Here is a 13,575-nt window from a genome sequence, read left to right as displayed (position 1 = left end):
ATGCTTGGCATGATAGCCAGTTGCTTGGCCGCGCTGAGCGGTCACCCCCCGAAGCCCGTAGGGGCGCGGCTTTTGCCGCGCGGGGTTGACGGCGAAAGCGCGGACCGAGCAATAATGGCCATGCCATGAATGCGTCACGCCGTAACGCACCAAATCGATGCGTTCGGCGTCAGCTTAGATCGACCCTGGAGTAAATGACCTTGCAACCCCTCGACAACCCGTTCGGCACGAGGTTGCCACCCATGTCTTAGGTACGATCTGTGACCAATGTCTCCGGTCTGGACAAACGGAGGACTGGCGCGCTCGGAAGGATTCGAACCTCCGACCCTCGGAATCGAAATCCGATGCTCTATCCAGCTGAGCTACGAGCGCCATGGCCCAGGGATTGGGCCGTAACCGCGGAGCGCCGGACCGTGGCTGGCGAGCCAGCGCACCGGGCGGCGTTCGGACGGGCTCGAATTAGCAGAGAGGCTGGCCAATAAAAAGCCCTTCCCGCCTCCATGGAGGCGGGTCACAGCGGGCTTATCACCAGGTCGTGTTGAAGAGGCCGAAATGCGGCTGCTGTGCCACCATCATCGGCCGGCCATACTGTGGCCCACCATACTGATACTGCGGCGCCGGATGCGCCCTCACGATCTTGCGCTTGGGCTGGGCCCGGGCCGGAGCAGCAGTCGGCCCTTCCTGGGCCTGAACCTTGGCGTCGGTTTTGGCTGCCGCAGTATCGGCCTTCGGGGCTGGCGTGAACTGGGCGAACGTCTCACGTACCCGCGTCTTGGCCGACATCTCGGCGAGCGCTGCCGAGGCGCCATCCGCCACCGGCGGCTGGGGAGCCGCAACACCGGCGGTCTTGACCGCGGGCGCGGCAATCGTCGGCTGGCTGGTATCGAGCACCACGCGTTCGGGCAAATGGCGATCCGACCGGATCCGGATCAACGGCTGCTCGTTGCTAGCGGTCGCGACAACCTGCATCGCAGGTGAAGCCGGCAGCACGTAGTTCGCCGCGAACAGCAGTGCGAGCAAGGCTCCACCGACAAAAATGAAATACCTAAAGATGGGCATCGGCCGCGCTCCGCCCCCGCATCCCCGCGTGGGCTCTCTTCGCCTCAACAGGCGATCTTTCAATTGGTTCCTGGCCCAGCCGTTCGGTTCAAATGGCGACGCATGGTTTTTTGGCCAAGGACCACGAGGGTAACTTTTCCGCTACCGGAACACGCTGGGCTTTAAGCGCGGCGTGCTGCAACCAGTGAACATTTTGCCTGATCGGCATTCACGTTAACGAATCCGACGGGGATATGCGCAAATGTCTTGCGACTCTTCGTGCCGATCGGATCCGCCAGCACGCGGCTGCGGTCGGTAAGATGACTGCCGTCGCGCCGCGTAAAGGCGCAGACGATCTCGACATCCTTTACGGCATAGTCATTGTCGTTTCGCAGCGTGAATGTCACCAGGGCTTTCGAGCCAAGGCCGCCGCGGCGCCAGGTCTGCGACGAAATCCTGAGACGGCCGAGTTCTGCTGCGACCGGCACCTGCGCTTCGGACGCCGGCGACGCCACTGCGGACGCATCGCCCGAGGGAGCCGCCTCAACAGCCGCCAGTTCCGCCCTCATCGGCTCAGCACTATTGCCTTTGGAAAAAGGCAGCAACATCCAGACGCCGCAGCCGACGATGATTGCCGCCAGCAGCCACAGAAGGCTACGGCCAAACGAGACGCTCGCGATCGTTACGGCGCGCGCCAATCGTTCGCTGGTCCCGGCGAAGCGCCCCAATCCGATCCGGTCGAGCCTGGCATTCATGATTGCATCACCGACCGCGGCCGAGCACCATCGACGATGGATTCGGCCACTGCTTACCTTAATCCGGCAGACGAACTAAGGTTCCCGCGCTTCATGCGAGTCGGCAAGGGCGGTGGCGACCACCGGCCGTGGCCGCTAACATGCGCCACAACATCGAAAGACCCCGCTGGGAGAATATGAAATGCCATTCGCCGTCACTTGGGATCACGTCCATCTGCGCAGCCCCGATCCAGAGGCCACGGCGGCCTGGCTGCGGGACATCCTTGGTGGCGAGATCGTACGAGCCCCCGGACGGATCGACGTGAACCTCGGGGGCGCGAGGATCTTCATCGCACCGCTTGAGGGCGACAGCGCCGTCAACCCGCCGCCCTCACATCCGCATCAGGGTCTCGACCATTTCGGCCTGACGGTGAAGGACATCGACGCCGTCGCCGCCGAGATCAAGGCTAAAGGCGTCACGTTCACGCGCGAGCCGACGACCATCCGGCCGGGCGTGCGCATCTGCTTCATCCGTGGCCCCGAAGGCATCTCCATCGAGCTGCTCGAGCGCGACAAGAAATACACCTGACGTCACGCGGCGTTGGATGGTCTCAGGCATCCCACGGGGGCGACGTGACGCCCTGTGGGGCTAACTAAGTCATGCTACCGGGCATAAAGCAGCGGATGGTGACGCCCATGTAGCCGTAGATCGGCCAGACCATGGTGCGCCCCACCCGGTTCGGCTCAGAGATCACGGCCTCCTCGGGCACGTCGACCCAGACGAACTCCTGCTGCTGCCCATCGAGCGCGTAGCCATGGCGCGGAACGCGGACGCGATAGTGCCCATCCTTGCTGTCCCAGTCGGAGTCCGAGAGCGCCGAACCGTCGGCATCGGAACAGCAAGGCCCCTTGCCGCTGCGCAGACTGTCGAACCATGCCTTCAATTCGGCATTGGTGTTGACGAACTGGCCGCGGTCGCGCGCGTGCCCAAAGGGGGCTGCGAACGCAATCAAGGCCAAGGCGCACGCCAGCCTTGCCAGGTTTCGCCGGCGTATCGCACTGCCAGTCCGCCGTTGCTCGCTTTTGCAATTCGTGGGACGCGCACTGTACAGACGCGGCTCTTCGCCGCCGGAATCGATCCAGTTGGTCACGTTCGTCTTGCTCCAGCACCCCGCGGCCAGTGCAACGATGATCATGCATTTCGCGGGCCAACTCTGATTCGTAACGGCGGGCCTCGCATCACCATCAGAGCGTCATGACGGCGTCACGCACAACCCGGGACAACTACGGCTCGCCGCTGCAGGTTGCCGCGACCAGCCGGCAAACTGCTGCGTTGCGCGAGGGAATGGGCTTTGGCATAAAAGCGGACCGGTTACGCCATTGGGCGATGGCGGCCGGCCTGTGGGACGTTATGAAGAACGGCCTCTGTTCAATTCACGTGACCCTGCTCGATGGTCGAGTCGGCAAGGGCAGCGGTGTGATTCTCTTCCGCGACGGCAAAGTTCTCGGCGGCGATGCCTACCTCTATTACACCGGCAGCTACACGGTGAAGGACAACAACACCTTCAAAGGCGAGGTGCTGGTGCAACGGCACACCTCGCCACGGGGCGATGACAATCCGCTGTTCGGCGCCCCCGCTCCGGTCGGCATCGGCGTGAGCGGCACCTACACGGAGACGCGCGCGGAGATGACGGGTACGGCGCTGGTCGGCAAGGCCAGCCTGATTTTCGGCGCCACCCTGCACAAGCTCGCAGAAGTCGACTAGCTATTCCGCGGCCTGCTCGAGCGGCGCCACGCGCGGCAGGATGATCTGGATACGGGTGCCGCCGCCCGGTTCGGAATCGAGATCGAGCCGCCCGCCGAGCCGGTTCGTAACGATGCTGTAGACGATGTGCAGCCCGAGGCCGGTGCCGCCCTGGTCGCGCCGGGTCGTGAAGAACGGATCGAAGGCACGGCGGCGGACGTCGAGCGACATGCCGCAGCCATTGTCGGAGAAGATGATCTCGACATTGTCCTTGCCGGACTCGCGCACCTGGATCTCGATGGTCCCTGGCCGGCCGTCCGGGAAGGCGTGCGCCACCGAATTGAGAAATAGGTTGGTCAGCACCTGGCCGTACGGACCGGGATAGCTGTTCATGGTCAAGTCCGGCTGGCACTCGACATTGAGCGTCAGATTGTGCTTGCGCAGGCCCGGCCGCAGGCTCATCACCACCTGCTCGGTGAGGTCGCCGAGATCGAACGTACGCTGGTCCGAATAGTTGCGATCGGCGGCGACCTGCTTGAACGACTGGATCAGCTCGGCGGCGCGGTTGAGATTGGAGACGAGCTGCGAGGACGCATCGCGACTGGTGCCGAGGAAGTCGTTGAGCGTGGAGCGGCGTAGCTCGCCGCGCTCGACTTCGGCGGTGAACATCGCGGTCTTGCGCTCCAGCGCGGAGGCGACCGTGAGGCTGATGCCGACGGGATTGTTGACCTCGTGGGCGACGCCGGCGACTAGGCGCCCAAGCGCGGCGAGCTTCTCTGCTTCGATCAGCGAGGCCTGGGTCTCACGCAGATTGCGCAACGCGGTTTCGGCGGCTTCCTTGGCCTTGCGCATCTCCTGCTCGCCGCGCTTGCGCTCGCCGATGTCGAGCGCGACGGTCACGATCCGCTCGATCTCGCCCTCGGCGTCGAGCAGCGGCAGCTTGTTGACCAGCCATTGCCGCATGTTGCCTGCCGCGTCCTTGTACTCCTCCTCGTAGAAGCCGAGCCCTTTGCGGAGCTTGAGCACCCGCTTGTCGCTCTCGTCGGACTTGGCCGCGCCATAGCGCGACATCAGGTCGGCCGTGGTGCGGCCGAGCGCATCGCCGGGCTCTATGCCGAAGATGCCCGCCATGTAGCGGTTCATCAGCACGTAGCGCAGATTGCGGTCCTTGACATTGATCACCGCAGGCACAGTGTCGATGACCTGCTGGAGCAGGCGTCGGCCTTCGGCGATGGCATCTTCCGCGCGCTTCTGGTCGGTGATGTCGCGCAGCGTGCCCTCGTAGCGGACGATGTTGCCCTGCTCGTCGCGCACGCCCGTGGCGCTGTCGGAGAGCCAGAGGATGTTGCCGCTGCGCTGGCGCACCTGATACTCGAACTCGCGCACCATGCCGTCGCGCGCCATCAGACGCTGGTATTCGGCGCGCGCCTCGGGATGGACGTAGATCGTGTGGGCGATGTCGTTGATGCTGTCGATCAGGTGCTGCGGGCTGTCATAGCCCATCATCCGCGCCAGGGCCGGATTGGCGTTGAGGAGATCACCGGCCGGCGTCGTCACATAGATGCCGTCGACCGAGCCCTCGAATAGTTTTCGGTAGCTCTCCTCGGCGAGCCGCTGCTCGGTAAGCGCGCGCACCGCCGCCTCGCGCGCCGTGTCGGCCTCCTCCAGCGCGCGGCGGAACACTTCGGCCGCCCGCGCGATGTCGCCGATCTCGTTGTCGAGGTCGGCAGACGGAATCGACGTGTCTTTCCGGCCGGCCGCAAGCGCGCGAATGGATCGCGCGATCTGGGCGAGCGGACGCACCGTCCTGCGCACCACGAACAACGCAGCGCCGATGCCGATCAGCACGCCGACCGTGCCGAGCACGATGCTCTGCCATCGCGCCTCCGTCAGCGTGCGGGCAAAATCACGCGACAGTACGTGCCCGCGGCGGGCGCTGACCTCGCGCAACAATTCGGTGACGCGACCGATCAGCCGGCCCTCGGTGCCGAGCACCTCGCGGTCGATGTCGGCGATCTGACGCTCGCGGACGGCGACCGCCATGATCGCCTCAGCATAATCATTCACCGCCACCTTGAGCTTGGGATCGGTGATATCCAACGCGCGCATGCCCTGTGCGGCCTGCTCGGCCGCCGACGGGTTGCGCGCGAGCAATCCGAGCGCGATCCGGCTCTGCGCCTCGGACAGGCGGGAGGCCAGCTCGCGGTCCGCGGTGCCGGAGACCGCTGCGTCGAACTGGTCGCGCAGCGGCGGCAGGCCGGCGAGCAATTGGGCGCGGCGGTCGATCAGGGTGGAGATCCGCTCCAGGCCAGTACGATAGGTCGCAAGCCGCTCGGTGACCCCGTCGATCATGTCCTGCTGCTCGGGCGCGAGCTCGATGCGGGTCTTCTTCAGGATGTCGCTCAGGGTCGAGGCTGCCTCGCCGACCTGCTGGAACTGGATGCCGGCGCCGGGGTCGGTGACGAAGTCGCGCGCGGCGAGCCGCAGCTCGTTCATGCGGCGGTCGATGTCCTCGGCGAGGTCGCCGACGCTCTGCAGCCGCTGCAGCTCGGCGAAGGTCGTGTCGATGTGGCGGATCGCAATCACGCTCGCGGTCGAGGTGACGATGATCACCGCCAGCACCAGCAGAAAGCTGCCGAAGGTGAGCTGACCGATGGAGAGCGAGAATGTTCGCCTTTTCTCAGGGGGCGGCGTCAATTCGGCGGACATTGGTGGTTCGAGGACCGGGCTGCTGGAGACCCAATATACGACGTATTGCCGCCCGGGGGGAACATGCCGCAGGACGCGGAATATCGTTAATATCGGGCCTGCCGCCCTCTTCAGCCTCGGCCCTACGACAGTTTGACGCTGGCTGCCCTGCGGGCCGGGATGGTCATGGCGGCGACGCCAAGGACGACGCAGGCCAAGCCGATCCAGGCGGTCCGGCTCAGGGTTTCACCCAGGAAGGCGACGCTGATGGCGACCCCGATTGGGACGCGCAAATAAGCCTGCGCGGTGGTGCCGACCGAGCCCAGGGTCTGGATCAGGCGGAAATAGATCGCGAACGCTGCCGCGGTCGAGAACACCGCGAGCGCTGCCAGTGCCAGCACGGAGCTCAACGAAGGCGACAGCGTCCAGGGCTGCTCGACGAGCAGCGAGGCCGGGATCAGGACCGCGGCGCCCGCCAGCAGCGAGCCGGCGGCAGGGGCCATCGGATCGAGCCCCTTAAAGCTGCGGCCGAAGATCGCGGCGCAGGCATAGCAGATGGTGGCAGCGACGATGGCGGCCTCGGCGACGAGGCCGCCGCCGATGTCATGAAAGGCATCGACGCCGATGATCAGCAGGATGCCGGCCATTCCCGCCACCACCCCGAACAGCTTCCGCGTCGTCGTCGCCTCGTGGCGGGTGACGATCGCGGTGAGCAGGAAGGTGAAGATCGGTCCGGCCGAGTTGAGGATGGTGGCGAGGGCGGCATCGACATGGCGCTCGCCCCAGGCGATCAGCGTCCAGGGGATTACGCTGTTGAGCACGGCCTGGAACACGAAGCGCTGCCATGTCGCGGCATCCGTCGGCATTTTGATGCCGCGTATCCACATGACCACGAGTAGCAGCAGGCCGGCAATTGCAGTGCGCGCCGCGATCAGCGTGATCGGCGGGATGGTGGCTACGCCGAGCTTGATGAAGGTGTAGGAGCCGCCCCAGAGCGTTGCGAGCGCGACCAGCAGCGCCAGCTCGACGGCGATGTTGGTGTCCTGCCGGGTGTCCATGGTGCCGTCCCGTCCATTCGCGATGAACGGAATCTAGCGCGAGCGCGGTCCTCAATGTTTCGTCCAGCGTCGAAGTGTCCTAGCCGACGGCACCGACCTCGAACACCTCGCCGTCATAGCCGGCCTCGTGGGGAATGCGGAGCTGGCGGCCGGTTTCGGTCTTGGTCATGACCGGCATCACGGTGACGATCGACAGGCCGCGGGCGTGCTCCAGCGCCGCGCTCACGTTTGGCTGCTTGGCGAGCCGGATCAGATTGCGCGTGGTCGGGAACGGCAGCTTGAAGCGGCCGCTCTCGCCGCCCTCCACCGCCTCGCGCGGCGAGACCCAGATCGAATCGGTGGACTCTCTCCCGTCATGTGCGCCGAGCTGGTCCGGCGGCGCGGCGGCGAGGAAAAACCACGTGTCGAAGCGCTTGGGCATACCCTCCGGCGTGATCCAGTGCGCGTAAGGCACGAGCGTGTCGAGCGCGAGCTGGAGGCCGTTGTCGGCAAGGATATCGAGGAAGCTGATCTTGTGCTCGTTGAGCGCAACGCGATGCGCGTCGGCAATATCGCCGGCGCGTCTGGCGTCGATTGGCGCGCCCGTCTCTTTCGACCGCGCCAGCAGGATGCCGCTTTCCTCGAAGGTCTCGCGGATCGCGGCGATCCGAAAGCCACAGTCCGATTCGCTCAGGCCTTCGCCGCCGGAATAGAGATCGGCGCGGGCGACGATCTCCTTGTCGCCGGCATCGACGCTGCCGCCGGGAAACACCAGCGCACCCGAGTTGAACTCGATCTGATGATGGCGAACCATCATGAAGACCTCGATTTCCCGTGCTGCGCCATCGCGCAGCAGGAGGATCGTCGACGCCGGGCGTGATGCTGATGTCTCGGCCATGCAACTAACCTGCGGCGCTGGATTGCGGGCCGAGATTGGCGCGCTTGTCGACACGGGCGACGCGCGACAGCAGGTACTCGACCTCGGCCTTCGCCGCCGCGGTGATGGTCGCGCCGGGCTTGCGCTGGGCGCTGGAGGCGATGACGCCGCGCTTCTGCAGCACGTATTTGCGCACGGCAAGGCCGGCACCGGGCTGCTGCTCGTAGCGAATCAGCGGCAGATGCGCGTCGAACAGATCATGCGCGGCATCGCGCTTGCCTTGCTTCGACAGGCGCACGACATCGATCAGAAGCTCGGGGAAGGCGTAACCGGTCATGGCGCCGTCGGCGCCGCGCTCCATCTCGAAATCCAGGAACAGGCCGCCATTGCCACAGAGGATCGAGAGCGGGCGGAGCGAGCCGTCCTCCTGGAAATTGCGCAGGGCCGAGATCTTCTCCAGTCCCGGCCAGTCCTCGTGCTTGAGCATCACGCAATTCGGATTGTCCATGACGATCTTGCGGATCACGGCAGGCGTGAACACCACCGACAGCGTTAGCGGATAATCCTGGAGCACCCAGGGCACGTCGGGGCCGATCGCTTCCGCCGCCTGTTTGAAATAGCCGACGATCTGGTCGTCGGTGCGAAGCGAGGGCGGCGGCGCGATCATCACTCCGGCCGCGCCTGCATCCATCGAGGCCTTCGCCAGCGAACGCATGGTGGCAAAGCCCGGCGCGGAGACGCCGACGATCACCTGCATCTTCTTGGCGCGCCTGACGAAGCGCACCGCCACCTGCTCGGCCTCGGCGGCATCGAGTTTGGGGGCCTCGCCCATGATGCCAAGCACCGTGACGCCCTCGCAGCCGACCTCCTCGTAGAAGTCGGTCAGGCGGTCGATCGAGCGCTCGTCGATCCGGCCGTCGTCGTGGAACGGCGTCGGCGCGATTGCGAAGGTGCCCTTGGCGTCGGCGGTCAGTTTCATCAGTCTCTCTCTTTCTCCGTCATTCCGGGGCGCGCGCAGCGCGAACTCTGGTGCGCAATTGCGCACCTGAGAATCTCGAGGTTCCGGGTTCGATGCTTCGCATCGCCCCGGAACGACAAATCAGCCTAAAACCGCCGCGCCCCCATCTTGATCTGCTCCTCGGAGAAGAAGATCTCCCTGGCGTGATCGACGATGTCCTGGGCCTTCCAGCCCGAGTGCGGCGGCTTCCAGCCTTCCATTTCCATCATCCGCATCTCGCGCACGCCGCGGGGCCCGGACACGCCCAGCACCTTGCCGGTCTGGTCGCCCGACAAGTCGCTGACCATGTATAGCACGGCCGGCGCGATGCCGTCCGGCCCCAGCGCCGCGCCGGGGTTCTCCTTATAGCGGGGCAGGTCTGCGGTCATGCGGGTCAGGGCGCCCGGGGCCAGCGTCCAGATCCGGATGTTGTATTTGCGGCCCTCGATCGCCAGCACGTTGGACAGGCCCCAGATGCCGCCCTTGGCCGCGCTGTAATTGGTCTGGCCGAAATTGCCGATCAGCCCCGAGGTCGAGGAGGTGTTGACGATGACGCCGCCGCCGTTTTCCCGCATCCAGCGAAACACCGGCAGGGTGCAACAAAAAGTACCCTTCAGATGGACCTTAATGACCTTGTCCCAGTCGGCCTCGGAGGCTTTTGCGAAGGTCTGGTCGCGCAAAATGCCGGCATTGTTGACGAGGATGTCGGCGCGGCCAAAGTGCTTGATGGCATCGTCGAACACCGACTGGCCGCCCTCCATGGTGGAGATGTCGGCACCGTTGGCGACAGCCTTGCCGCCCTCGGCCTTGATCGCGTCCACCACCTGCTGCGCCATCGACTTGTCGGCGCCGGAGCCGTCACGGGGCCCGCCGAGATCGTTGACGACGACCGCGGCCCCTTCCCGCGCGAACAGCTTTGCATAGGCCTCACCGAGCCCGCCGCCCGCACCGGTGATCAGCGCAACCTTGCCGTCGAGCAGTCCCATGGTGGCTTCTCCCTGTTTTTATTTTCTTGTGTCCCGGACGCGATGCAGCGTGAAACGCTGCGTCCGGGGCACGAGACCAACCTAACCCAGCACCGTCTTGCCGTTCTTGATCACGGTGACGCCGCGCGACTTCACCTTGGCTTCGAACGAGATCACGTTGCCGTCCTTCCAGAGGTCCATGGTCACGGTCTCGCCGGGATAGACCGGGGAAGAGAACCGCGCGACGTGCTGGCGAAAAGCGCTGGCATCGTAGTCGGCATAGGTCTGGAGCACGCCGCGGCAGGTGATGCCGTAGGTGCACATGCCGTGCAGGATCGGGCGCGGGAAGCCGGCCTTCTTGGCGAACTCGGGATCGCTGTGCAGCGGGTTGCGGTCGCCACAGAGGCGATAGACCAGTGCCTGATCCGGACGAGTCGTGATGTCGATGGTCTTGTCGGGCGCGCGCGACGGAATCTTGTGCGGATCGGGCTGGGTCAGGCTCGGCCCGCCAAAGCCGCCATCGCCGCGGGCAAAGCGCGAGGCGACCAGCGTTGCGAGCTTCTCGCCCTTCTCGTTCTTCAGCACGGTCTGGTGAACGATGACCACGCCCTTGTCCTTGCCCTTGTCGTAGACCTCGAGCACGGAGGAATCGGCGGTGATGTGCGCGGCCACCGGCAGCGGCTGGTGGAAGGTGATGTCGCGCTCGCCGTCCACCACCATGACGCGGTTGAGGTTCATCTCGCCCGGACCCGAGCCCCAGGCCGCGACGGACGCGAATGTCGGCACCACCTTCAGCGGCCGCGGCGTCAGCGTGCCCTCGTTGACGAAGGCGAGCTCCTTCTCGTCCATGGGATCGGCGCCAAGGCCGATGCCGTAGGCGTAGAGCATCACCTCGCGGTCGGTGTAGGCATATTTCTGGCCGATGTTCTTGAGGGCTTTGAGCTCTTCGTATCTGGCGGACATGTCGCTTGTCTTCCTCCCAGGTATCTCCGCGAGCAGCGGCGCTCGTTAATGTGCCCTCTCCCCTTGTGGGAGAGGGCTGCACCGCTCCTGCAACAAACTCGCTCGGGTGAGGGGTTGGCTCCGCACAGAAAGTCTGTCCGTGGAGAGAAACCCCTCATCCGGCGCTTCGCGCCACCTTCTCCCACAAGGGGAGAAGGAAGAAAGCGATCAAGCCACGGTGAAGAACGGCAGCGGCGCGCCGTCGGTCGGCTTGAACACCACCTTCACCTTCTGGCCGATCTTCAGCTTCTCGAGATCGCAGTCGACGAAGTTGGTCTGCACCGACGGCCCCTCCTTCAGCGTGACGTAGCCGATCGCATAAGGCCCGGTCGGCGACTTCCGCATCAGGCTGTAAGTGTAGATCCTGCCCTCACCGGACGCCTGCTCCCACACCGTCTTGTCGGAGTAGCAGAACGGGCAGATCGACCGCGGGAAGTAGTGCGCTTCGCCGCAGGCGGTGCAGCGCTTGATCATGAACTTGCCCTCTTTCGCCGCGTCCCAGAACGCTGCGGTTTCCGGATTGGTCACCGGGGCCGGATACTTTTTCACTTCGCTCATCACACGCGCTCCAGAATGGCGGTCGAGGCGGCGTGGCGAACTCCCAAAAGGCCGCCGGTGCCGTGGGCGATGGCGAGATCGCAATTCTTGACCTGCACCTTCGGATGCGCCTCGCCGCGCAGCTGGCGGACGGCTTCGATGATCTTGGTCATGCCGCCGCGGTTGACGGGATGGTTGCTGCAGAGGCCGCCGCCATCGGTGTTGAACGGCAGCTTGCCGACGCCCGAAATGAGGTTGCCGTCCGCGACGAACTTGCCGCCCTCGCCCTTCTTGCAGAAACCGAGGTCTTCGAGCTGCATCAAGACGGTGATGGTGAAGCTGTCATAGATCGAGGCGTATTTGATGTCCCTCGGCGTGATGCCAGCTTCCTCGAACGCGCGCGGGCCGGACCACACGCCGGCGGAGTAAGTGAGGTCGAGATCCTTGCCGCCGCGCGGGCCCTTCATCGCCTCGCCATGGCCGATCAGGCGCACGAGCGGCTTCTTCAGGCTCTTGGCGATTTCAGGCGTCGTCACGATCAGCGCGCCGCCGCCGTCGGAGACGACGCAGCAATCCATGCGGTGCAGGGGATCGGAGATCATCGGCGAGTTCAGAACGTCCTCGACGGTGACGACGTCCTTGAGCATCGCATGCGGATTGTACTGTGCATGATGCGAGGCCGCGACCTTGATCCAGGCGAGCTGCTCGGAGGTGGTGCCATAGTCGTGCATGTGACGCATGGCACACATGCCATAGGCGTTGTGCGTGGTCGCACCGTAAGCGGACTCGAAATCGACCTCGGCGCCGGCCGCGCGCGGCGGCATCACGCCGGTGCGCGGCTTGCCGGCCAGCGTAATCAGCGCGATCGAGCACTTGCCCGCTGCGATCGCTTCAGCGGCATGGCCGAGATGGATGATGTAGGAACAGCCGCCGGTCTCGGTGGAGTCGACGTGGCGGAGTTTTTTGGTGTTCAGGCCGAGATAATCGACCATCGGCCAGGCGCCGCCCGGGGCATCGCCCGCACAGAAATAGCCGTCGACATCGTCCTTGCTGATCCCGGCATCCTCGATCGCGCCCTTGGCGACCTCGGCGTGGAGCTGGGCGGTGGATTTGTCCGGCGCATGCCGGGTCGGGTGTTCGTAGATCCCGGCAATGTAGGCCTTGCCCTTGATGGTCAAACTTCAGGTCTCCGCTCGCGTTTCTTCTTGGCTCTTTTTTCTGAACCGCGGATGCCCTGTTGGCAAGCGCGGAAATATTCCGTCGGGCGAGAGGGCAGCGGGACGGCGCAAGTGGGGTGACAGCGGGCGCGGAAGTCCCAGCCCCTCATCCTGAGGAGCGCGAAACGCGCGTCTCGAAGGATGCAGGCCCGGCTGGGGCTCCTCGCCCTTCGAGACGCCGCTTCGCGGCTCCTCAGGGTGAGGGAGAGAGAGCCGGGCTGCCTCGCCATCGTCATTGCGAGCGCAGCGAAGCAATCCAGGAGTCTTTCCGCGGATGCATTTCTGGATTGCTTCGCTGCGCTCGCAATGACGGAGTTCGCTGATACCGACGTCGCTCTTTCCACTCACAACTGGATCGCAGACACCGCCCACATCCTCGCGGCAGATCTCGCCCGAGCTTTGCTTCCGTCTAGCTCCCCCTCCGAAAACAGAGGGCGCAGGGAAGACCGCATAGGCGTTAAGTTTATTCTTGAGTGTTGGAATCACACGTGATTCCAAGGCGGGATGGCAGACGAATCGCTTCTGAACGAGGACTGGACGAGAGTGGTTGCGCAGCTCGGCGGGGCTGCGCAGCTTGAAATAAGTGCGCGCCAGACGAAGGCTTTCGTGCGGCGGCGCCAAATTCCAGATGCGGTGTCGTTACTTCGGCTGATGCTGGCCTATTGTCTGGGTGAAAGAGGGTTGAGATCGACAGCCGCGTGGGCCGCTTCTGTTGGCCTTGCCGACCTCAGCAGCGTGG

General features: G+C 64.9%; 13 protein-coding genes, 1 tRNA gene and 1 pseudogene. 3 read left to right on the top strand and 12 right to left on the bottom strand.

From position 1 onward, the window contains the following. Positions 1-295: 295 nt before the first annotated feature. From YU9_RS0137080 to YU9_RS0137070, 3 genes are all read right to left on the bottom strand, one after another. Positions 296-372, bottom strand: a tRNA-Arg gene (locus YU9_RS0137080). A 153-nt stretch (positions 373-525) separates the two neighbouring features. Next, complete coding sequence (locus YU9_RS0137075) at positions 526-1,059, bottom strand: hypothetical protein (RefSeq protein ID WP_027577239.1); 534 nt, start codon at positions 1,057-1,059, stop codon at positions 526-528. A gap of 161 nt (positions 1,060-1,220) precedes the next feature. Next, positions 1,221-1,793, bottom strand: a complete 573-nt coding sequence (locus tag YU9_RS0137070) for a hypothetical protein (RefSeq protein ID WP_027577238.1) — start codon at positions 1,791-1,793, stop codon at positions 1,221-1,223. Between the two features lie 181 nt (positions 1,794-1,974). Here YU9_RS0137070 and YU9_RS0137065 point away from each other — a divergent pair, with 181 nt between their 5' ends. After that, on the top strand, positions 1,975-2,361 hold the full coding sequence (locus tag YU9_RS0137065) for a VOC family protein (protein WP_027577237.1): 387 nt from the start codon (positions 1,975-1,977) through the stop codon (positions 2,359-2,361). A gap of 64 nt (positions 2,362-2,425) precedes the next feature. Here the strand turns inward: YU9_RS0137065 and YU9_RS0137060 are convergent, their stop codons facing one another. Further along, on the bottom strand, positions 2,426-2,923 hold the full coding sequence (locus YU9_RS0137060) for a hypothetical protein (RefSeq protein WP_027577236.1): 498 nt from the start codon (positions 2,921-2,923) through the stop codon (positions 2,426-2,428). A gap of 260 nt (positions 2,924-3,183) precedes the next feature. Between YU9_RS0137060 and YU9_RS0137055 the strand changes: the two genes are divergently transcribed. Further along, a complete protein-coding gene (locus tag YU9_RS0137055) occupies positions 3,184-3,537 on the top strand; it encodes a GrlR family regulatory protein (protein WP_027577235.1) in 354 nt (117 codons plus the stop codon). On the opposite strand, the gene YU9_RS0137050 is transcribed toward YU9_RS0137055, so the two are convergent. From YU9_RS0137050 to YU9_RS0137015, 8 genes are all read right to left on the bottom strand, one after another. Next, the gene (locus YU9_RS0137050; protein WP_027577234.1) at positions 3,538-6,225 is read right to left on the bottom strand and encodes a PAS domain S-box protein; all 2,688 of its coding nucleotides are present in this window, start codon (positions 6,223-6,225) and stop codon (positions 3,538-3,540) included. A gap of 122 nt (positions 6,226-6,347) precedes the next feature. Continuing rightward, on the bottom strand, positions 6,348-7,262 hold the full coding sequence (locus tag YU9_RS0137045; RefSeq protein ID WP_027577233.1) for a DMT family transporter: 915 nt from the start codon (positions 7,260-7,262) through the stop codon (positions 6,348-6,350). 79 nt (positions 7,263-7,341) lie between these two features. Continuing rightward, entirely contained in the window at positions 7,342-8,139 is a 798-nt protein-coding gene (locus tag YU9_RS0137040; RefSeq protein WP_027577232.1) for an NUDIX hydrolase, read from the bottom strand. Between the two features lie 4 nt (positions 8,140-8,143). Next, positions 8,144-9,097 (bottom strand): dihydrodipicolinate synthase family protein, encoded by a 954-nt coding sequence (locus YU9_RS0137035; RefSeq protein WP_027577231.1) that lies wholly within the window; start codon positions 9,095-9,097, stop codon positions 8,144-8,146. A 125-nt stretch (positions 9,098-9,222) separates the two neighbouring features. Then, positions 9,223-10,101: an SDR family oxidoreductase gene (locus tag YU9_RS0137030; protein ID WP_027577230.1), complete on the bottom strand. Its 879-nt coding sequence runs from the start codon at positions 10,099-10,101 to the stop codon at positions 9,223-9,225. Between the two features lie 81 nt (positions 10,102-10,182). Then, on the bottom strand, positions 10,183-11,043 hold the full coding sequence (locus YU9_RS0137025; RefSeq protein WP_027577229.1) for a MaoC family dehydratase: 861 nt from the start codon (positions 11,041-11,043) through the stop codon (positions 10,183-10,185). A gap of 207 nt (positions 11,044-11,250) precedes the next feature. Beyond that, on the bottom strand, positions 11,251-11,640 hold the full coding sequence (locus YU9_RS0137020) for a Zn-ribbon domain-containing OB-fold protein (protein ID WP_027577228.1): 390 nt from the start codon (positions 11,638-11,640) through the stop codon (positions 11,251-11,253). Beyond that, positions 11,640-12,797 (bottom strand): thiolase domain-containing protein, encoded by a 1,158-nt coding sequence (locus YU9_RS0137015; protein ID WP_027577227.1) that lies wholly within the window; start codon positions 12,795-12,797, stop codon positions 11,640-11,642. Before YU9_RS0137015 ends, YU9_RS0137020 begins: the two co-directional genes overlap by 1 nt. 543 nt (positions 12,798-13,340) lie before the next feature. Here YU9_RS0137015 and YU9_RS49630 point away from each other — a divergent pair. Then, positions 13,341-13,575 (top strand): annotated as a pseudogene (locus YU9_RS49630) (IS4 family transposase); the annotation flags it as partial.

The organism is Bradyrhizobium sp. WSM1743 (genome assembly GCF_000473065.1).
Taxonomy (GTDB): Bacteria; Pseudomonadota; Alphaproteobacteria; order Rhizobiales; family Xanthobacteraceae; genus Bradyrhizobium.
The sequence above is the reverse complement of the archived record's forward strand: the minus strand, read 5'-3'. Positions and strand labels throughout refer to the sequence as shown.

Excerpts from the sequence above, each read along its gene's own strand:
- YU9_RS0137070 (WP_027577238.1), bottom strand. The coding sequence starts at position 1,793 with ATGAATGCCAGGCTCGACCGGATCGGATTGGGGCGCTTCGCCGGGACC.
- YU9_RS0137020 (WP_027577228.1), bottom strand. The coding sequence starts at position 11,640 with ATGAGCGAAGTGAAAAAGTATCCGGCCCCGGTGACCAATCCGGAAACC.
- YU9_RS0137055 (WP_027577235.1), top strand. The coding sequence starts at position 3,184 with ATGAAGAACGGCCTCTGTTCAATTCACGTGACCCTGCTCGATGGTCGA.
- YU9_RS0137025 (WP_027577229.1), bottom strand. The coding sequence starts at position 11,043 with ATGTCCGCCAGATACGAAGAGCTCAAAGCCCTCAAGAACATCGGCCAG.
- YU9_RS0137030 (WP_027577230.1), bottom strand. The coding sequence starts at position 10,101 with ATGGGACTGCTCGACGGCAAGGTTGCGCTGATCACCGGTGCGGGCGGC.
- YU9_RS0137035 (WP_027577231.1), bottom strand. The coding sequence starts at position 9,097 with ATGAAACTGACCGCCGACGCCAAGGGCACCTTCGCAATCGCGCCGACG.
- YU9_RS0137045 (WP_027577233.1), bottom strand. The coding sequence starts at position 7,262 with ATGGACACCCGGCAGGACACCAACATCGCCGTCGAGCTGGCGCTGCTG.
- YU9_RS0137050 (WP_027577234.1), bottom strand. The coding sequence starts at position 6,225 with ATGTCCGCCGAATTGACGCCGCCCCCTGAGAAAAGGCGAACATTCTCG.
- YU9_RS0137075 (WP_027577239.1), bottom strand. The coding sequence starts at position 1,059 with ATGCCCATCTTTAGGTATTTCATTTTTGTCGGTGGAGCCTTGCTCGCA.
- YU9_RS0137065 (WP_027577237.1), top strand. The coding sequence starts at position 1,975 with ATGCCATTCGCCGTCACTTGGGATCACGTCCATCTGCGCAGCCCCGAT.
- YU9_RS0137040 (WP_027577232.1), bottom strand. The coding sequence starts at position 8,139 with ATGGCCGAGACATCAGCATCACGCCCGGCGTCGACGATCCTCCTGCTG.